The 19,667-nt window shown below is 48.6% G+C and carries 13 protein-coding genes; 4 read left to right on the top strand and 9 right to left on the bottom strand.

Features of this window, described 5'->3' with window-relative positions:
* Window positions 1-51: 51 nt before the first annotated feature.
* Genes nosZ through OCU49_RS16230 form a run of 3 tightly spaced genes read right to left on the bottom strand, consistent with a single transcriptional unit; the run spans window position 52 to window position 4,554 of the window.
* Window positions 52-1,962 (bottom strand): TAT-dependent nitrous-oxide reductase, encoded by a 1,911-nt coding sequence (gene nosZ / locus OCU49_RS16220; protein ID WP_261841597.1) that lies wholly within the window; start codon window positions 1,960-1,962, stop codon window positions 52-54.
* A gap of 22 nt (window positions 1,963-1,984) precedes the next feature.
* Window positions 1,985-4,174: a transcriptional regulator NosR gene (gene nosR / locus OCU49_RS16225; protein ID WP_261841598.1), complete on the bottom strand. Its 2,190-nt coding sequence runs from the start codon at window positions 4,172-4,174 to the stop codon at window positions 1,985-1,987.
* 23 nt (window positions 4,175-4,197) lie between these two features.
* Window positions 4,198-4,554 carry a copper-binding protein gene (locus OCU49_RS16230; protein WP_261841599.1) on the bottom strand — a complete coding sequence of 119 codons (357 nt, stop codon included), beginning with the start codon at window positions 4,552-4,554 and terminating at the stop codon, window positions 4,198-4,200.
* A gap of 361 nt (window positions 4,555-4,915) precedes the next feature.
* Here OCU49_RS16230 and OCU49_RS16235 point away from each other — a divergent pair, with 361 nt between their 5' ends.
* Window positions 4,916-5,560, top strand: coding sequence for a glutathione S-transferase family protein (locus tag OCU49_RS16235; protein ID WP_261841600.1), 645 nt, complete (start codon window positions 4,916-4,918; stop codon window positions 5,558-5,560).
* A gap of 97 nt (window positions 5,561-5,657) precedes the next feature.
* On the opposite strand, the gene OCU49_RS16240 is transcribed toward OCU49_RS16235, so the two are convergent.
* From OCU49_RS16240 to OCU49_RS16265, 6 genes are all read right to left on the bottom strand, one after another.
* Window positions 5,658-7,400, bottom strand: coding sequence for a SulP family inorganic anion transporter (locus OCU49_RS16240; protein WP_261841601.1), 1,743 nt, complete (start codon window positions 7,398-7,400; stop codon window positions 5,658-5,660).
* A 355-nt stretch (window positions 7,401-7,755) separates the two neighbouring features.
* Window positions 7,756-8,031, bottom strand: a complete 276-nt coding sequence (locus OCU49_RS16245; protein ID WP_261841602.1) for a hypothetical protein — start codon at window positions 8,029-8,031, stop codon at window positions 7,756-7,758.
* A 284-nt stretch (window positions 8,032-8,315) separates the two neighbouring features.
* Window positions 8,316-9,680 (bottom strand): NAD-dependent succinate-semialdehyde dehydrogenase, encoded by a 1,365-nt coding sequence (locus OCU49_RS16250; RefSeq protein ID WP_261841603.1) that lies wholly within the window; start codon window positions 9,678-9,680, stop codon window positions 8,316-8,318.
* Window positions 9,681-9,855: 175 nt separating this feature from the next.
* The gene (locus OCU49_RS16255; RefSeq protein WP_261841604.1) at window positions 9,856-10,779 is read right to left on the bottom strand and encodes a dimethyl sulfoxide reductase anchor subunit family protein; all 924 of its coding nucleotides are present in this window, start codon (window positions 10,777-10,779) and stop codon (window positions 9,856-9,858) included.
* A gap of 144 nt (window positions 10,780-10,923) precedes the next feature.
* The gene (locus OCU49_RS16260; protein WP_272885299.1) at window positions 10,924-11,610 is read right to left on the bottom strand and encodes a 4Fe-4S dicluster domain-containing protein; all 687 of its coding nucleotides are present in this window, start codon (window positions 11,608-11,610) and stop codon (window positions 10,924-10,926) included.
* Between the two features lie 21 nt (window positions 11,611-11,631).
* Window positions 11,632-14,571 carry a molybdopterin oxidoreductase family protein gene (locus tag OCU49_RS16265; protein WP_261841605.1) on the bottom strand — a complete coding sequence of 980 codons (2,940 nt, stop codon included), beginning with the start codon at window positions 14,569-14,571 and terminating at the stop codon, window positions 11,632-11,634.
* 771 nt (window positions 14,572-15,342) lie between these two features.
* Between OCU49_RS16265 and OCU49_RS16270 the strand changes: the two genes are divergently transcribed.
* The 3 genes from OCU49_RS16270 to OCU49_RS16280 all read left to right on the top strand — a co-directional run bounded on the left by OCU49_RS16270 (window position 15,343) and on the right by OCU49_RS16280 (window position 19,223).
* Complete coding sequence (locus OCU49_RS16270; protein ID WP_261841606.1) at window positions 15,343-16,089, top strand: sulfite exporter TauE/SafE family protein; 747 nt, start codon at window positions 15,343-15,345, stop codon at window positions 16,087-16,089.
* 355 nt (window positions 16,090-16,444) lie between these two features.
* Window positions 16,445-17,443, top strand: coding sequence for an AAA family ATPase (locus OCU49_RS16275; protein ID WP_261841607.1), 999 nt, complete (start codon window positions 16,445-16,447; stop codon window positions 17,441-17,443).
* Window positions 17,430-19,223, top strand: coding sequence for a cobaltochelatase CobT-related protein (locus OCU49_RS16280; RefSeq protein ID WP_261841608.1), 1,794 nt, complete (start codon window positions 17,430-17,432; stop codon window positions 19,221-19,223). The genes OCU49_RS16275 and OCU49_RS16280 overlap by 14 nt, the downstream gene beginning before the upstream one ends.
* The last annotated feature ends 444 nt before the right edge of the window (window positions 19,224-19,667 follow it).

Consider the following 19,667-nt stretch of genomic DNA (forward strand, 5'->3'; position numbering starts at 1 on the left):
TGTTACCTCTCAAACAAGCCGGGCGATCATACCGCCCGGCGATTACTGCCTTTAAGCAGGTTCAACCAACATACGGCCACGCATTTCCATGTGCAGCGCATGACAGAACCAGTTGCAATAGAACCACTGCACCCCTGGCTTATCAGCCATAAAGGTCACAGACGCGGTTTGTTGCGGGCTGATTTCCATCTGCACACCGTGATTCACCATACAGAAACCGTGAGTTACGTCTTCGATCTGGTCAAGGTTGGTAATAACAACCGTTACTTCATCGCCCTGCTTCACGCTGAACTCATTCATGCCATAAGCAGGTGCAACAGACGTCATATAGACACGTACCTTGTTGCCGTCACGAATAACCTTGTTTTCAGTGTGTACGTTAACCCCATCCGCTTTCGCCATTGCAATAGTGCCGGCAAAAGTTGGATCTTCACGGTCGTACAGCTTGCGGGTTTTCACTTTAGAACGGTGAACGATCATGCAGTCATGCGGCTCAGCATACGTAGGACCGTCATGGATAAGTTTCATTTCATCGCCGGAAATATCAATCAGCTGATCATTTTCGGGATGCAGAGGGCCACACTGTAAGAAGCGGTCCTTAGCAAACTTCTGCAGTGATACCAGATACTTACCATCAGCATCACGGGTTTCACCCATGCTGGTATGGTTATGGCCTGGCTGATAATGCACATCCAGCTTCTGCAGGATGTAATCAACGTTTTCACCGTTATATGCCTGAATGGCTTTTTCGACATTCCACTTACATACCTGGCTATCGATGAACAATGTTGTGAACGCATTGCCTTTACCGTCAAAGGCTGTGTGCAATGGCCCAAGACCCAGCTCAACTTCAGCAACTACTGTATCCCGTGGCTTAATCTTGTCGTCAAACAAAGCATCAAACTTATCTAGCTGGAATACAGTGACAGTTGGAGACAACTTACCGTTGGCAACCGCGTACTTACCGCCCGGGGCAGTGTTGATACCGTGCGGGTTCTTAGGCACTGGTACATAGCGGGTCAGCTCAGAACCTTTACGGCCGTCCAGAACCGGTACATCGGATCCAGCCAGAGTAATAAATTTACCAGCCTTAACTGCTGCTTCAATACGCTCAATATTGAAGATAACCAGATGGTCACGCTCTGCCTTCATGGAACCGGTCAGATCAATAGCACCTTCTGAGTTATAACAAGTAGAGAACGCATACTTACCGGTGTAATCCGCATCAGTGTTATCCAGGTTACCGTCAACAATGATCTGCCAGGACACGTCCATGCTTTCTGCGTCTACACCGTTGAACAGTGTGTAGTAGCCAGGTACGTCATCCATATTCAAGCCATTATTCGGATGAGGAATACGGAATTCTGCATTGGCAAATAAGTACTTGGTATGCGGTACTTTCTGTACCCGTAAACCATGAATCGCCTGACAGTTAGGGATAGTCGTGATTTTGTCAGTTTTCATAATGTCACAGCGAATCCGCGCTACACGGGTATTCGCCTTGTCATTAATGAATACATATTTGCCGTCGTAATGACCATCTGTCATGGACATATGCGGATGGTGACAATCACCATTTAACGGTGCGTTTTCACCCAGAATCACCTTACTTTCGTTGGTAATACCCCAACCGGTCGCACTATCAACGTTAAATACCGGAATACGCATCAGCTCACGCATTGATGGCAAGCCAAGGATACGTACTTCACCAGAGTGACCACCACTCCAGAAACCGTAGTACTCATCCAGTTCACCCGGACCAACACTGCCGGCAGCGCCGGTAGAAGCCTGCGCGGTAGAAGGTAGCAAAGCACTACCCATACCTGCACCTAAGGTGCTGGCAACCCCAGCCAACGCTGCTGAACCACCGAGGAATAAACGTCGGCTGACTTTTACATGTTCTGTTGCCTGCGGATCTTCAACATCAATCTTCGGCAAGCTCTTATCTTTCGGATCAATCATCTTCTCATTCTCCACACAAGGACTAAGCGTTCGGCACTGGCGCCGAATCGGTCACATCCAGAGTCTCAATTTTTGCCATAGCAGCTTGCTGCTTAGCGCGTTTTCGGGCCTTGACCACCAGCGGTGGACATTTGTCATTTCGGTAATAGGTCACCTGGCAATCCAGACACTGATGGCACTCGTTAGCATTGATAGAGCCATCAGGGTGAATTGCCTGAATTTCGCATTCGTTTGCACAGACTTTGCAGGGCTGGCCACATTCTTTGCGGCGTTTCAGCCAGTCGAATAAACGCAGCCGGGCAGGAATCGCCAGAGCAGCGCCCAGCGGGCAGATATAACGGCAGTAAACTTTACGGGTGAAAATATTGATCACCAGCAGAGCAACGGCATACAGCACGTAGCCCCATTCGCGGTTGAACTGCAGCAGGAAGGTTGTTTTAAAAGGCTCAACTTCAGAATAAAGCTCAGCTTCAGAAAGTGACTCCAGCGACACGGCGAACAGCGCCAGCAAAATCACATATTTAATTGCCCAGAGGCGTTCATGTACGGCAAAGGGAATTTCATACTGCTTAACTTTGAAGCGGCGGGCGACTTCGTTAATTAGCTCCTGCAGCGCTCCAAACGGACATAGCCAGCCACAGAAGATCCCGCGGCCCCACAACAACATAGTCATTGCGACAAAGCCCCAGAGAATGAACAACATTGGGTCAAGCAGGAACAGATCCCACTGAAAATCACCCTGGAAAGCATGTACAAAGGTAAAGACGTTCACCACCGACAGCTGTCCCAGTGCATACCAACCGATAAACACCACGGTAAACACCAGATAACCATGACGCAGGCCGTGCATCAGCCGTGGGTAACGTACAAGTACATCCTGAATAAAAATGATCACGAACAGCACCAGCAGCGCCACCGACAGCACGCCAATCTGGAAGGCTTTCTCACGCCAGATGCTCACCCACAGCGCTTCAGATTCTACTTCAGCAATGGGCGCAACGGGTTCAGGACGTAACAAATACTGTTCAGGTGTTAAATAGTCGCCGTAGAAACTGGTAAATACACTGTCCAGAGCGCCAATCTGACGGCGTACTAACAGTTCCAGTTGCCAGGGAGCCCCCGGATCAAAGTCATACTGATCACGGATAACAAAGATCGCCATCTCCCGAAAACCCGGAAAGCCGTCGATATAGACATCATCCAGCCGGTAGTAATCGGTATCATGAAAGCTGATCGCCTTACCGGCCTGCTGCAGCTGAGTGCGGTCAAAAATACCACCGCGCACATAACCATTACCTTTAAAGGAATATTCGCCCTCTCCCATCACAGCAATGGCGCTGTCGCCGGCATTAAGCTCGCCCATAAGCCAGTCATACTGCTGGTCACCAAGAAGATTGCGTCCAATAGTCGGGATATCAACTGGTGCGTAATACAACTCAATGAATTCTTTATCAGCAATGGCAGGTGTTTTCGCCGCCTGATTCTCAGCTTTGGTACCTACAAAAGCGGCATCAATGTCTTTACGTTGTAATGCCAGGCGACGCACAGATCCATCACCAGTCAACTGCAACCAGTCTGCTTTAGAGAACACCTCAGGCCTGATAGTCGCGGGGGGAACAACCGCGACCTGAGAAAGACCTGCAATGCCAAGAATACGCGCGACTTTTCTGGCCGCCCGCATAATCGCCTCGTTCACAACCATCACTGTGACAGTTGCACCGGAGACTACATCAACGTTTTTAACCTCCTCATTATTACCCGCACCGACTCTGACCTTGTCGGTCACATTCAGTCCCTGGTACTTATCAGTAAAATCAAAAAGTTTTTGTTCCGGAATGCCGACTAACAGAATAGGCTCATGATGTTCAAGAACCCGGGTAACGACTAGCTGGCCTTCCCTGTCCATGACAATCAGAGTATTAATTGGTTTGCCAGAATAGGCGGGGATATTAACTACATCGTTGGTATTAAAGGCGTAGGCGATTTCTTCATCGCCTGTATACACACGTCGAATCAGAATCTGATCGCCGTCCAGCGCTTCCTTATCAGCAACACGGGTTGCCTCAGGTAAGGCCTGCAGAATAGTCTCAGTTTGCTGAGCTTCACTGACTGGCACCATCGCCAGAGCAGTGTTCAGCATCACTAGCATAAGCATCGCCCCCAGCCATAAACGGCTAAGAAAACGCGCTAATTTTCTGCAATCTGCGTTCATTATCAGCAACCTCTTCACTATCGCTACTGATCAGCAACATCGGTAATAGTGAACGTCATCATGTTCTGTTGCTGTAGACGAAAACGAATCTCCTGGCCTTCCTGAAAATCTGTAGCCTGCAAGCCAGGAGCCAGATTAAATTTCATCTGCATCTGACGCATATCCCATTCAGGAATACGCTGGTGCTGAACTTTAAGTTGATTAGTTTCCGCCAGAACACCCTTCACAACACCCGAAGTGCTTACCACCTCAGCCATACTTTGCGCACTGGCAACCTGCTTATGCATCATTTTGTGTTCTTCAGCCTGAGCAGTTAGTGCTGCAGCCCAGAGTAAAACGGTACAGCTCGCCAGAGCCAGATCTTTGAACGGAACAAACATGACGGTATCTCCTTACCTTTACCTGTGACGATTTGTCGCTGCGACGATTTGTCACAGGTGAAAGTTTAAAGAGGCACCTTCCGAGGTGTATTGACATCCATCAAGTTAGAGGAGGTTTGAAAATCAGGCTAAATCTGAACTGATCCAGATCAGTAAATTCACTGTAGACACAGTAAGAAAAGGCGCGAATAGAATAAGAAATATCTTTTTAATAACCTTCAGCTACAGCCATAGAATAATTCGTTCATATACCTTTCAGATATTTCCGGTAGAGTCCGAATGATTGCCGCTGGCGCACTCTATACCCAAACAATAATGACGCCACATTCGGTCGCACAATAACTACCAGAAAGGTTTAGCCATGGAACTTTTTTCCCTCCCTGTTAGCACCTATAGCGCAAAAGTGCGGATCGCATTGGGCCTGAAAAATATCGACTGCACCATCTCACCCCCACCAGGCGGATACAGCACAGCTGAATATATGCAATTGGTATCCCTGGGAACAATTCCTGCGTTACGGGTTGGTGAAGAATATTTTTCTGAATCAGATGTGATCATGGAGTATCTGGAAGATGCGTATCCGGCGTATAGCCTGCTAACAGAGGATAATCTGAAGAGAGCCCGACACCGCTTTCTCGCCCGTTACCACGACTTATGGCTGGAACCTCATTTGCGCCGCACCTTTGCACATTGTGATCCGGCTACACGGGTACAGGCAGAGCTGGATGCACACCTGGATAAATTTGAAGAACGTCTTGAAAAGCTGGATGAGTTATTTACCGCACAGCCTTTCATGGTCGATGAAACCATCGGTTACGCCGACTGTGCCTTCCCAGCCACCATTGAGCTGGCTGATATCCTGCTACCAATGTTTGGTCGTGAACTAAAACTGGGACCCAATATGCGTATCTGGCGTGAAGTTGCATTCGCAAATCCGGTAGTAAAAGCAGTCACTGATGAAAGCCGTACAGCCACGCTGGAATGGATGAACAGTGGCGGCGGTTAATTCCTGTACATGTTGTTACAAACAGTGAATTAACAACACAAAATACAGCTACAAAAAAGCCTGTTTAATAACAGGCTTTTTTAGATACATAATCAGATCAGACAGTGGCAATCAGAGGTTGCTTAAACTTTTCACATTCGCGGAAAACATGCTGCTGACAATTTTCGCAAGTGGTTTGATTCAGCTCCGGAAAAATACTGCTGATCGCGGCAGACTTATTAGCAAAGAAACGGTCTTCACCAATATCTTCAACCAAACCTAATTTAGCGGCATTTTCCATTACCCCTGGCTTCATGCCAAAGAAATACAAGCCACCACCTTTTGCCCGTAATTTTCCATCCAGAGATACCAGCAGATCAACACCGCTCATATCTATAAAGTTAATCCCCAGACAAATTATCAGGATTCGTTCCACGCCCTGCTGAGCTGCGATTTGCTCAATGCGGTTTTGGATATGATTGACGGATCCAAAATAAATCGACATCTCTACCCGCAACACTTTGAGCTGTGGGCACTGCTCACCTTTGCCACTGCACGCCTCAACAAAGCGGCGCTGATCTGTATTTAGTGACATCTCGGTAATTTCTGGAGTGGAAGTCTTCGCCAGGAAGAGCACCAAAGATAATAAAACCCCCAGATAAATAGCGAACTCAAGTTCCAGAAATAAGGTAGATACAAAAGTTATACAGAGTACCGATGCTTCTGGCCTGCTGGCAGCAATAATCTTCTTTATATGGTGAAAATCCACCAGATTATAAGCCACCATCATAATCACGCCGCCCATTGCCGCTACCGGCAAATACGCAGTCAGGGGTGCTACTAGTAACACGATAAGCATCAGTAGAATTGCAGCAAATATAGCTGACAGCGGTGATTTAGCACCCGCGGAATAGTTCACACCTGAGCGGGTAAAAGATCCTGATCCCGCATAACAGGAAAAGAAACTGCCAACGATATTAGAAAGCCCCTGACCGAGAAACTCCTGGTTAGGATAAATACGTTGCTGAGATTTGATGGCGATTGCACGACTAATAGATACCGCTTCAATTAGCCCCAACAATGCAATTGCGAAAGCCTCTGGTGCTAATACACGAATGGTATCCAGCGACAGGTCCGGAAGTGATACTGGCGGTAAACTGGTAGGAATCGCACCCACTAGCAGAATTCCATAACCGTCACCAAATGCCAGCGCTACAAGACTGCCAAAGACCATAGCAACCAGTAAGTTTGGAACTTTAGGGATATAACGCTTGATGCCAACCGCCATTAATAGCGTCAGCATACCGACACAGAAAATCGCCCAGTTAAGCTGATCTAAATGCCCCAGCATTACCATCCAGCTTTCAGAAAAGGACAGGCCCTTCTCTGCGGGAATACCGGTAATGTGCTTAACCTGGCTGGTGGCAATAAGAATCGCAGCTCCGGCGGTAAAGCCTATAACTACCGTATGAGATACAAAATCCACCAGTTTGCCTAAACGGGCCAGACCAAATGCCAGCTGGAAAATACCTGCGAGCAATGTCAGCGTCAGTGCCATTGAGATAAATTCAGGGCTCCCCGGCTGTGCATGACCACTGACCGCAGCAAACACGACAATAGATATAGCCGTCGTCGGACCAGATATTAAATGCTTTGAAGAGCCAAATAATGCCGCAATGATTGGCGTTACCATCGCTGTATATAAGCCATATTCAGGCGGTAAACCTGCAATAGTAGCGAACGCCACACCTTGTGGCAGAACAATAATCGCCCCTGTGATACCTGCTATAAAGTCAGCTTTAACATCTTGAAATGTTAAGCATTTCAGCCACACCAAAAAAGGGAAAAGACTATTTTTCATGGAGTCTCCGGGAGTTACTCAAATCAATACAATCAGAAAAAGAGCAGCTGTACGGACACAGTGCTCTGATAAAAAAACTCAGTCATTACCTAAACCTGATTCGAGATGACAGGACGTCATACAGGGCATGATTTAGCAGCTTGGATATATGCATGATTACAGAACTGCAATTCAGGCGCGTCAGCCGGTGGGCATTTTATAACCAATTATCGGGTTAATCTATATCCATACGGATAGTAAGGAAAAAATCTGAAGATATTTTTTGTCCTGTGTCATTAAAAATACTAAAGAACAGGCAAAAAAAAAGCCGCATAAATGCGGCCCAAACGTGAGATCACTATGAAACGGGTAAAGCTTAGTTAACCTTAATCGGGTTAGCCTGTTCTTCGTCGCGCTGCTCCATTGAAGCGGCTGCCATTTTACGGCCAAAAATTTCCATCACATCCAGATTAGCATCTGGGTTCTCACTGGCTTCATCCATCGCTTCAACCATTGCCTTAACGGTTGGCAGGGTTTTCTCAACCAGCTGAGTAATATAAAACTCAGTCGTAGTACCAGTGTATTTCTGGTAACGGGTAAACAATTCTAAGGTTTCTGCTGCTAATTCAATCTGAACTGTCTTAGTGGACATGATAACTCCTGATACATCTGAAAACGGTGTTCCGCGTGTAATACACTTTAGATTAAAACGCTGAACACTTTTATTATAACCTGCTAAATGCAGCAGCTGACTATACGTAAGAATATACCGGTGAGCCAGTAATATCCCTAGAACCAATGCAGGCTTCTCTCTGGAGCCAACTATCGGCTTAAATACGCGAACAGCTTCTAAAATAAGGAAAAATGGTCGCTATTGCGACCATTATTCAACATCTTATAAAGAGGATTCAGTAACACTCAGCTGCTGAACTGCTATCAGGCAACCCACATGCTCTTAGCATTACAGAATTCCCGAATGCCACTAACACCCAACTCGCGTCCCAAACCGGATGCCTTAGTGCCACCGAAAGGTACACGTACATCACTGGCTACCTGAGCATTAACAAAAGCAGCACCGACATCCAGGCAACGGGCAACCTGCTCTCCCTTAGCTACATCCTGAGTCCAGATACTTGCACCCAGACCAAAGCGCGTAGCATTTGCCTGAGCAATGGCATCAGCCTCATCACGAACAGAAATAATCGCGGCAACTGGCCCAAAAATTTCTTCGTTAAACGCCGTCATGCCCAACTCAACGTCAGTCAGTACTGAAGGCGCATAGAAATACCCTTCGCCCGGTAATACTTCACCACCAGTCAGCAGCGTCGCACCATCAGCTACGGTTGCCTTTAACTGCTGATGTACTTTGTCACGTAAATCCAGACGCGCCATTGGTGCCAGCGTAGTATCCGCCAGCATTGGATCCCCTGCCTTTAACGCACGAGTCCGTTCTACCATCATTTCAGTGAATTCAGCCATCCGGCTGGACACCACCAGGAAACGCTTAGCAGCTATACAGATCTGACCTGCATTAGCAAAACGTGCCCGCATGGCAACATCCATTGCCGCTTCCAGGTCCGCATCATCAAGAATAATCAGTGGATCCGATCCACCCAGCTCCAGCACTGCTTTCTTCAGATGCTGACCCGCTAATGCGCCTATCTGACGTCCCGCCATTTCACTGCCAGTAAAGGCCACACCATGTACCCGATGATCAGCAATTACCTGTGCTGCCTGATCAACTGAAATAGTCAGGTCCGCAAATAAACCTTCAGGTGCGCCGGCATCAATCACCAGCTGTTCAATTGCCTTAGCACTGCGTGGCACATTTGGCGCATGTTTAAGCAATACTGCATTACCCGCCATCAGATTCGGAATCATGCAACGGAACACCTGCCACAACGGGAAATTCCACGGCATGATCGCCAATACCGTGCCCAGTGGCTCATAGCTCACCAGACTGCGGCTTGCTGCCGTCGTAATCAGATCATCCTGCAGCATTATTTCTGCATGCTCTGCGTAATACTCACAGGCACCAATACACTTATCGACTTCGCCCAGTGCTTCACTCAGCAACTTACCCATTTCCAGGGTCATGGTTTCTGCGATTGCCTGACGACGTTCAGTCAGCTTGCCAGCTATCGCCAGCACCAGGGCTGCACGCTCAACAAAGCTGGTATTACGCCAGTGTAATGCGGCCTCGCGTGATTCGACCAGACGGCTCTCCAGCTCTGCATCAGACAGAAAGGAAAACTCTTCGATCAGTTGATTGTTATACGGGTTACGGGTTGCGAAATTCATGTTCAATTCCTCCGGACATGACTCTGGCCTTGGATTAATAGTTATTGCGGCCAAACGAAGCAAAACAGGCTGACAGATACTGCGCACTTAGCAGCGGATACGTCTGCCAGAGACAAAAAATCCAGAGTGGCAGGGCCGACTCTGGATTTTTTAAAGGGCATTCAACCGGGTGTAATTACACCCGCTGATCACCATGGAACAGACGTACTACGTGACGCGCTTCTGCGAAGAACAACCAACGTTCAACCAGCAGTCCGCCAATTGTAGAAGCAGCAGCAACCACCAGTAATACTGAGTTAGCACACAGCAGCAACAGGAAAGGCACTACAAAAGCCACCGCCAGCATCAGCAAACGCAGACGTACCAGCTTGTTAGCCGCTACTGTATAGCCGAACTCATCATTCAGGAAGCTGTTAGAAGTGTGACCCTGATCCAGCAAACGTACACTCGCCTGGGTAAAACCGGTCGCAGTGTTAATCGTGCTGCCAGCAGGCTTACCGATCCAGAAAAAGTAGATCACTTTACAAACCGCACCCAACACAACCAGTGCCAATGCAACCTGCTGCAGTACGCCGTCCAGATCACCGGCAATCACTGTCTGAACAGTTGCCAGTAATACCGCACCGGACATCAGACCCAACGCAATATAGTTAACCGGCGTCAGAGAAGAGTTCCACTGGCGAATCGTTTTCAGGCTCGCATAAATCATACTGGTACAGAACAGCGTAATCATAGCCAACGCCGCTGTCAGGATAGCTGCCGCAGATACAAGAGCACCACTCATGTCCATCCAGATAGCACCAAGATACGCCAGCATAAATGGATACAGCAGAACGGCGAATACCGCTTCACGGGACAACCATGAGGTTTTGAAACGGCTGAATGCACGCCATGCATTCTTAGGGTTAGCCAGGTGCAATGTTGATGACAGCAGACCGCCAGAAATCATTGCAAAAGACAGGATACCTGCAGTTAACAGTACAGCAGTGTCCTGCAGTTGTGACAGGCCGCTAAGGTGTCCGATTACCATCAGGGTAATCAGGCCGTAGCCGGCGCCCGACATCACGGTAAATACAAGTACGGAAAAAGCCGGATGCATATTCGTGTCTCCGTTTTGGCCAGTTTAAGTAAACTGACCGGCTTGCCTCGGTAAATCAGCATATACCGGGCAAACTGTTATTGTTCTTTCCGGTGCCTTATCCGTCAAATCAGATATGCACCGGAACTATTGACGTCTCTCAGATTAACGAGAGATAACCTTGTTAACCCAACCTTTAACAGTGGCCTTCAGAGAAGGCTGGTACTGTTCCACTACCGGCTTGTTACGCGGTGGCAGGTAAGTATTAACCGGGTTGTAACCCAGCTCAGGCATCAGCGCTTTACCGGCACGGTCACGTACCAGTTGGCTAACTTCTGAGTTTGGATCGTCAAAATCACCAAATACCCGTGACTTAGTAGGACAGGTCAGTACACAGGCTGGCTTACGCTCATCTTCTGGTAACTGCTCGTCATAAATACGGTCCACACATAAAGTACATTTTTTCATCGTACCTTCGTTTGGATCCAGCTCACGGGCACCGTAAGGGCACGCCCAGGAACACAGGTTACAACCCATGCACTTATCCTGGTCAACCAGAACGATACCGTCTTCGCTACGCTTGTAAGATGCGCCAGTCGGACAAACCGTTACACAGGCTGCGTCATCACAGTGCATGCATGACATCGGCATGTTAACGGTCTTACTGTTCGGGCTGTCACCTACTTCGTAGGTACGAATACGGTTCAGCCAGGCGCCGTTCGGATCACGACCGTACGGATCTTTATCCGCCAGCGGACCAATGGTGCCTGAAGTATTCCATTGCTTACACGCAGTCGCACAACCGTGACAACCTACGCAGGTATCCAGATCAACTACTAGACCTAATTTCATCTTCTTATTCTCCGTCTGCAGTTACTTCTCGCCACGGGTCAGAATGTCTGACATCGGGCGTTCCAGATTAACGTTCTTATGCGACGTATAGCTCAGCATGTCCGGTGAAGCATCAGCATTAGGCTGTGGCTTCAGGGCACCAAAGCTTGGCCATGCACCGGTTTCACCAGGTGCAGCCGGGGTGATCTTAACGCGCAGGTCGTACCATGCAGCCTGACCGGTAACCGGATCAGAGTTGGTAACGCGGTCGTTCTGATCGCCCTTCGCAGGCAGTAATTCAGAGATAAGATGATTCATCAGGAAAGCATCAGTTGCTTCATTCGAATCGTCGGACAGACCCCATGCACCACCACGCTTAGCAATCGCGTTCCAGGTCCAGACAGTCTGTTCGTTAGTACCTTCCATCAGTTTAACCTGAACACGGATCTTGCCGTTGTGTGATTCAACCCACACCCAGGACAGATCTTCAATGCCGTCACGTTCTGCAGCAACACGGTTCATGAACAGATAGTTCTGCGACATGATCTGACGTAACCAGGCGTTCTGGCTATCCCAGCTGTGATACATGAACATTGGACGCTGGTTAACCGCGTGGTACGGGTACTCTTCGCGATCAATACGCTGCTCTTCCAGAGGTACGTAGTAAGTTGGCAGCGGATCGAAGTACTTAACTAAGCGCTCTTTGTGATGCTCTTCAGTTGGCATTGGGCCATCGTACAAGCCCTGACCTGCCAGACGGAAAGACTGAATCTTCTCAGAGTACAGTTCAATCACGATCTGCTTAGTAGAACCTACCCAGGCAGCTTCTTTAGCCAGTGTCAGGTAGTCCAGGTTAGCGTGACGCATGTAGCGCTGATTTGGCGCCAGCTCCATTTCGAAGAAACCTTCGTTCTCTTCGTACGCTTCCCACTGACGTGGATTTGGCTCACCGCGCAGGGACTTATCGCCGTCCTTACCACGGTAACCGGCCAGGAAGCCGATACCAGGCTCTTTTTCGAAGTTAACAATGAAGTCTTTGTAAGAAGAATACTTACGCTCGCCACCATCTTTAGTGAATGCTGGGAAACCTAAGCGGCCGGCCATTTCGACCATCACTTCCTGCCAGGACATTACGTTCCGGTCAGGCTTAACAACCGGAATACGTACCGAGTCACAAGCAGCGTGTGGCTCAGAGATCGGACGGTCCAGCATCGAAATAGTATCGTAACGTTCCAGGTAAGTAGTATCCGGCAGTACCAGATCAGAGTACGCCACCATTTCAGAGTTAAACGCATCTGAACAAATGATGTACGGGATCTTATATTCGCCGTTGTCTTCTTTCGCTGTCAGCATGTCCATGGTCTGAGCCGTGTTCATACTGGAGTTCCAGGCCATGTTCGCCATGAACAGCATCAGCGTATCAATCTTGTACGGGTCGCCTTTAACAGCGTTGCTGATCACCATGTGCATCAGACCGTGACAGGAAACCGGAGCATCCCAGCTGTATGCCTTATCGATACGCAGCGGGTTACCGTTTTCGTCGATCGCCAGATCTTCAGGGCAAGTAGGGAAACCCAGTGGTGGTGACTTAAGCGGAGTGTTAGGCGCGCATTCTTTCGCTGGCTTGATGCCTGGCGGAATGTGCTTAGGGAATGGCGGCTTAGCCAGGTGACCACCCGGGCAGTCAACCGTACCCAGCAGAACTTGCAGCAAGTGAATTGCACGGCAAGTCTGGAAACCGTTCGAGTGTGCAGAGATACCACGCATTGCATGCATAGATACCGGACGACCAATGAACTTGTCTTGCTTACGACCCGCCCAGTCTGTCCACTCTACATCAATAGTGATAGTTTCTTTGAAGGCAACGTGGGCCATTTCCAGCGCCATACGCTCGATGTCTTCCGCCGCAACACCACATTCTTTAGCAGCGTTTTCAGGGGCGTACTGTTCATCAAGGTACTTGTCCAGCATGATGCTCATTGCGGTACGCAACTGACGACCATCCGGAGCAGTGAATTCGCCAAACAGTGCCGGGTTAATCTCCGCCTGGTTTGCATCAACGAATTCTTCTTTAACCAGATCCCACACCTGTGGTTCACCGGTCATATTCTTAACGCCTTCACCGCGGTAGAACAGACCATCGCCCATTTCACCCGGCGTATGAACAACCAGCTGTGCAGAGTTGGTGTAACGGATCAGGAATTCATCGTCGACCAGCTGGTTTTTCAGCAGGACATGAACCATAGACAGAGCTAGTACTGCATCGGTACCCGGACGGATTGCAACCCACTCGTCAGCAATCGCCTGGTAACCGGTACGTACAGGGTTAACTGCAACAAACTTAGCACCGCGTTCTTTAAGCTTCTTCAAACCCAGTTTAATTGGGTTAGAGCTGTGGTCTTCCGCCACGCCCCACATCATGAAGTATTTGGTGTTATCCCAGTCCGGATCACCAAACTCCCAGAAGGCGTGACCCATAGTGTACAAACCACCGGCAGCCATGTTCACGGAGCAGAAACCACCGTGAGCCGCCCAGTTGTATGTACCAAACTGGCTTGCCCACATACCCGTCAGTGCCTGCATTTGGTCACGGCCGGTAAAGTAAGCAAGTTTACGAGGGTCAGTTGCACGGATATGAGAAAGACGCTTCTCCATAATATCCAGTGCCTGTTCCCAGGAGATTTCTTCGAACTCGCCAGCACCACGTTCGGTACCAGGCTTTCGCAACAAAGGTGAGCTCAACTTCGCTGGTGAATACTGTTTCATAATCCCGGAGTTGCCTTTCGCGCACAACACACCCTTATTGATCGGGTGATTCGGGTTACCCTGTATGAAACGGACCTTGTTATCTTCAACTGTTACTTTGATGCCGCAACGACAGGCACACATGTAACAGGTAGTGTACTTGGTCTCTTGATTCGAGCGGTCTTCAAACTCTGGCAGACCCGATGCGACCGGTATCTTACTGGCTTGGCTTGTCATATTTATTATCCACCGTTACGTTGAGCCGATTATTCCGACCCAGGTGTTATTCACTTCATGTGAATTTTTATTCGTTTGGCTTAAGGCTGCTTTCTTAACCGGCACTACCTGCCCAATCAAAAAGTTAAAAACCTCGATGCTGCCAAACATGCTAGGAATTGCACAGCATTCAGGCAAAGGCCAGTCATAAATCGCTTATGGGACCAAGGCTGGTAACCTGAAGTTGGCAGGGCCTCACCCCTAACCAGTTAAAACACAAAGATATAAGCTTATTACAAAGCTTTGAAAACACCACTAAAAAGCCAGCACCTGCTTCAGGTACTTTATTTTCGTTGTATTCCGGGTTACCTATCAGGTCGCTGCTAATATTTTAAATACCAAATAACGACCTGCTTTAACGGTAATACCTATCCCTGTTATACGCCGTTCTATCTTATAACTGTTTGGACTATTAATAATATTTAAACCTTTTATACATAAGGTTTAATAAAAACAAACGATCAAGCCTTACTTACTGAATTTTAATATCTTTTTAAATAATCTGACGCTTACAGCTACATCCTGAAACAGTAGAAGCAACAGCTTTGAAACAAAACTTATGAGACCATTTTTCCCGAAAGAGCATTTTCAGCACACAACAAAAAATCATTACAGGACTGTTTTCAGCCATTAATACCGCGTATGATTGCGCTCCGTTTTTCCCGCGACCTGATTCCAATAACAACACGACAGTGGTCGCTCCAGCTTATTGGAATAATCTACAGGTATCCGATGGACCTCATAACACTGCTGGTTTTTACCGGCATCATTGCTTTCGCAACATACGTACAGACAGTCACCGGCTTTGCGCTGGGAATGATCGTAATGGGCACCGTCACGGCTATTAACCTGGTGCCGATAGCCTTTACGGCAGTGGTCATCAGTGCCGTTACCCTGATTAACGGTCTGTTTGCACTTAAAGGTAACTTCAGTGCGGTCGACTGGCGCAAAGTCATGCTGACATCCGCAGGCATCCTGCCCGGCGTCATTGCTGGCCTGGTACTGTTAGATTACATGAGTGAAGATTTTAGCGAACTGCTGCAATTACTCTTAGGCGTGACAATTATTCTCGGCGGCCTGATGATCATGTTGAAACCTCAGCCACTGGAAAAGCCATCCCCGGATCTGGCGTTCACAGCCTCAGGGGCAACCGCTGGTTTTCTCGCAGGGCTCTTCAGCATGGCTGGACCACCTTTGGTGTATCTGTTCTACCGTCAGCCATTTGAACTGCTGACCATCCGTTTATGCCTGATGACAATTTTTCTCACCAGCTCCGTTGCCCGTACTGGAATAGTTGGCCTGCAGGGTGGCCTTACCTGGGACATGCTGGTGTATTCTGTACTTTGCATTCCGGTTGTTATGTTCTTTACCTGGGTTGGTAAGCGTTACCCACCACCTCTGAGCACTCCAAACATGCGCCGTCTGGCATTCTTTCTGCTGATTATTATTGGCGCTAGCCTGGTCATCAGTACTTTCTGAGTCTTTTCCTGGCACTGTTGCCTATTTCTACTCTCTATACCTGCGCAGGTGGATCAACGGTATTCACCTGCCACCTCTATCCCCCCCTGCTATTCCATCATGGTCATAACCTTTCGGCCTACCCCTTAGCGCATATAGAACTGTTGGCCATATGCAAAGGTAAAATCTGGCACAGGCCCATCCTTTACGCCTACAGTAAACTACATCCATAATCGGCGTAATTTGTCTGCCCTGATGTTTACAGTTCTATCTTTCGGGAGACAATCTGCGCCACTTAATCAATCGTTTTATGTGCCGTATTTTGCCGACAAGCGCCTGGCAGCACGTTTAACACCAACATTTAACAGGTAGGAATATGTCCGATATTAAAGTACAACAACCGGATATCATGATTTCAGTACGCGATGTTTTCGGCATCGACACTAACCTTAAAGTCCCGGCTTTCAGTGAGCGTGATGATCACGTCCCGGAAATCGACACTGCCTACCAGTTTAATCCAGAAGTTACTCTGGCTATCCTTGCCGGCTTCAGCCGTGACCGTCGCGTTATGGTTCAGGGCCTGCACGGTACCGGTAAATCCACTCACATCGAGCAGGTTGCTGCCCGCCTTAACTGGCCTTGTGTACGTATTAATCTGGATGGCCACATAAGCCGTCTGGACCTGGTTGGTAAAGACACTATCGTACTGCGTGACGGCAAGCAGATTACTGAATTCCAGGAAGGTATCGTCCCCTGGGCTCTGCGTCGCCCTACCGCACTGATCTTTGATGAGTTCGATGCAGGTCGTCCGGACGTTATGTTCGTAATTCAGCGTATTCTGGAACGTGACGGTAAATTCACTCTGCTGGATCAGAATGAAGTTATCCACCCACACAGCCACTTCCGTCTGTTTGCAACTGCAAACACTGTAGGTCTGGGTAACAGCACGGGTCTATATCACGGTACTCAGATGATTAACCAGGCACAGATGGACCGCTGGAACATTGTTACTACGCTGAATTACCTGCCAACTGAAGATGAAGTTAAAATCATTCAGGCACGCTTACCAAGCTTCAACGATGAGAAAGGCAAGCAACTGGTTCAGTCTATGATTGCGGTTGCAGATCTGACCCGTCAAAGCTTTGCAGCCGGCGATATTTCTACGCTGATGTCTCCTCGTACTGTTATTTCCTGGGCTGAAAACATCGAAATCTTTAGCAACCCTGCTATCGCTTTCCGTTTGTCGTTCCTGAATAAGTGCGATGAAGCTGAAAAGCCAATGATCGCAGAATTCTTCCAGCGCTGTTTTGATCAGGAGCTTTCTGAATCCTGGGCCCATCAGGCTGCTGAGGTAATGGCAGATGGCCAACACTAATCTGGAACTCTCTACCTTAGGCAGAGAAGAAGAAAAAGATAACGCACCACGTATTGAGAAACTTCAACAGCAAGTTGAAGAAATCTGTGGTGCAATTGTCCGCGCCGCTGCCGGCGAGCCGCAGTTTCGCTTCCGTGGCCGCCGCCCGGAGATTGGCGGTAAGCCCTCAGGTATTCGCGCGCCGCATTTACAACCGGATCTGAACAGCGACGACTTTCGTTCGTTTCGCGGAGCTGCTGACGGCATAGCGCTGCGTCTTAAGCTCAGCGACATAGACTTGCACCGTTCCCTGATGCCACAAACGGCTGTTGGTCAGCTGTTGTTTGAGTTAATGGAACAGTTGCGTGTTGAGTCATTGGTACCCGATTGCTATCCAGGCATGAAAGGCAACTTGCGGCACCGCTTTGAACAATGGTGCTTCCAGTTTCATTCTTCCGGCCTGACTGAAAGCCATATCGGTTTGCTGGTGTATACCATCGGCCAGATGTTTTGGAGTCGTCTGACACTCAATCACGTGATGGAAATCACTGAAGAACTGATTGAGCCACAACGCATGATGCTGGCACCTCACACCGGCAAGTACATGATCAACGTCCGTAAATTAAGCCACGACCAGGCCGCTTATGCGGTACAGGCGTTGGGAATTATTTCGGTTGTTGATGAGCTGGTTGAAGCCTACAAAGGTGATGAATCGGACGATGACGATAAGTCAGATGAAGATATGGAAGAACTGGTCAACAGCTTCGGTCTTATTCTTTATCCCGATGCTGGCCTGGAAGGCACTATGGGCGTTAATGGCCCGCAGGTAACAGCTACCGATTACCGGGAGCTGATGAAGCAGCTGGAAAAATACACTGTTTATTCCAGTGAAAATGACCGGGTCATTCATGCCAGCAAGCTAGTCTCTGAAGATCAGCGCCAGCAACACCGCGAAGAACTGGATCTGCGTATCAAAGGCCAGGGCGTTAACGTCCCCCGGTTGGCACGGGATCTGGCGGCCATCTTATCCGCACCGGAACTGGATGGCTGGAATTTTGGTGAAGAATCAGGTCACCTTGACGCCAAGCGTCTGACCCGACTTGTTACCTCACCCGAATACCGCCAAATTTTCCGCCGCGAGCGCTACCAGCCAAAAAGTAATTGCCTGGTGACATTCCTGATGGACAACTCCGGCTCAATGAAAACCCACATCGCTTCCATTGCCACGCTGATGGAAATCATGTGTCGTGCACTTGAGCAGGCTGGCGCCAGCACTGAGATTCTGGGCTTCACTACCCGCGCCTGGCAAGGTGGCAAAACTTATAAGCAATGGCAACGCCGCGGTAAACCAGCCAACCCTGGCCGTCTTACCGAGTTGGAGCACATTGTTTATAAAGATGCGGATACACCAACGAAACGCGCACGTCTTGATATTGCGGCAATGCTCAAGCCTAGCCTTTTCCGTGAAGGCATTGATGGGGAAGCACTCCTCTGGGCTGCAGAGCGGATGTCTGCCCGTTCAGAAGAACGTCGCATTCTGATTGTTCTGTCTGACGGTTGCCCTATGGAAACTGCCACTAACCAGAACAATCCGGAAGATTATCTTGATAATCATCTGCAACAGGTGGCCGGTATGCTGGAAACTCGAGGTGATATAGAACTCTACGCCCTGGGCTTTGGCCTGGATCTGAGTACTTATTATCGTCACAATCTGGCGCTGGAATTACCTGAACGCTTAGAAAACGGGGTCTTTAAAGAGATCCTCCAGATGATTGCCAAACACGGTCGCCGTTCACGCTAACCGCTATTTGTTCATGCCTTTCCCGGCACCGGATAACAGCCCTGTTTCTGGTGCCATTTTAAACAAAACACTGGCCCTAAGCCCTACTAAGGTATGAGCATAAAATGCCCACCATCGTCCGGCAGGATTTGTGTGTCTCCACAGAATAACTGCTAAATAGCAGTAAATTCTGCAGCAAGTTCCCCCAGATACACAAGTTCGGACGACATACCTGATACAGTCCTAAAGAAACACGTTCAGCTACCTGAATAAAGCTTCCCGCCACTGTCTCAGCTCAAATAATAAGAAACATGTAATCCATGATTTACCAGCGTAACGGACTTTCAAAAGAAGACCGCAGCACTGGTTCGTCGACTGCGGCCTGAGTGCACCGTATCGACACAGCCTCATCTATACTGATTGAAGTAGCCATTGCGGTAGTAATGAGAATATTGTTACTGTAAG

The organism is Aliamphritea ceti (assembly GCF_024347215.1).
GTDB classification, from domain to species: Bacteria; Pseudomonadota; Gammaproteobacteria; order Pseudomonadales; family Balneatricaceae; genus Amphritea; species Amphritea ceti.

Bases quoted from the DNA above. Each gene is read 5' to 3' on its own strand.
- nosZ (WP_261841597.1), bottom strand. From the start codon at position 1,962: ATGATTGATCCGAAAGATAAGAGCTTGCCGAAGATTGATGTTGAAGAT.
- nosR (WP_261841598.1), bottom strand. From the start codon at position 4,174: ATGAACGCAGATTGCAGAAAATTAGCGCGTTTTCTTAGCCGTTTATGG.
- OCU49_RS16230 (WP_261841599.1), bottom strand. From the start codon at position 4,554: ATGTTTGTTCCGTTCAAAGATCTGGCTCTGGCGAGCTGTACCGTTTTA.
- OCU49_RS16235 (WP_261841600.1), top strand. From the start codon at position 4,916: ATGGAACTTTTTTCCCTCCCTGTTAGCACCTATAGCGCAAAAGTGCGG.
- OCU49_RS16240 (WP_261841601.1), bottom strand. From the start codon at position 7,400: ATGAAAAATAGTCTTTTCCCTTTTTTGGTGTGGCTGAAATGCTTAACA.
- OCU49_RS16245 (WP_261841602.1), bottom strand. From the start codon at position 8,031: ATGTCCACTAAGACAGTTCAGATTGAATTAGCAGCAGAAACCTTAGAA.
- OCU49_RS16250 (WP_261841603.1), bottom strand. From the start codon at position 9,680: ATGAATTTCGCAACCCGTAACCCGTATAACAATCAACTGATCGAAGAG.
- OCU49_RS16255 (WP_261841604.1), bottom strand. From the start codon at position 10,779: ATGCATCCGGCTTTTTCCGTACTTGTATTTACCGTGATGTCGGGCGCC.
- OCU49_RS16260 (WP_272885299.1), bottom strand. From the start codon at position 11,610: ATGAAATTAGGTCTAGTAGTTGATCTGGATACCTGCGTAGGTTGTCAC.
- OCU49_RS16265 (WP_261841605.1), bottom strand. From the start codon at position 14,571: ATGACAAGCCAAGCCAGTAAGATACCGGTCGCATCGGGTCTGCCAGAG.
- OCU49_RS16270 (WP_261841606.1), top strand. From the start codon at position 15,343: ATGGACCTCATAACACTGCTGGTTTTTACCGGCATCATTGCTTTCGCA.
- OCU49_RS16275 (WP_261841607.1), top strand. From the start codon at position 16,445: ATGTCCGATATTAAAGTACAACAACCGGATATCATGATTTCAGTACGC.
- OCU49_RS16280 (WP_261841608.1), top strand. From the start codon at position 17,430: ATGGCCAACACTAATCTGGAACTCTCTACCTTAGGCAGAGAAGAAGAA.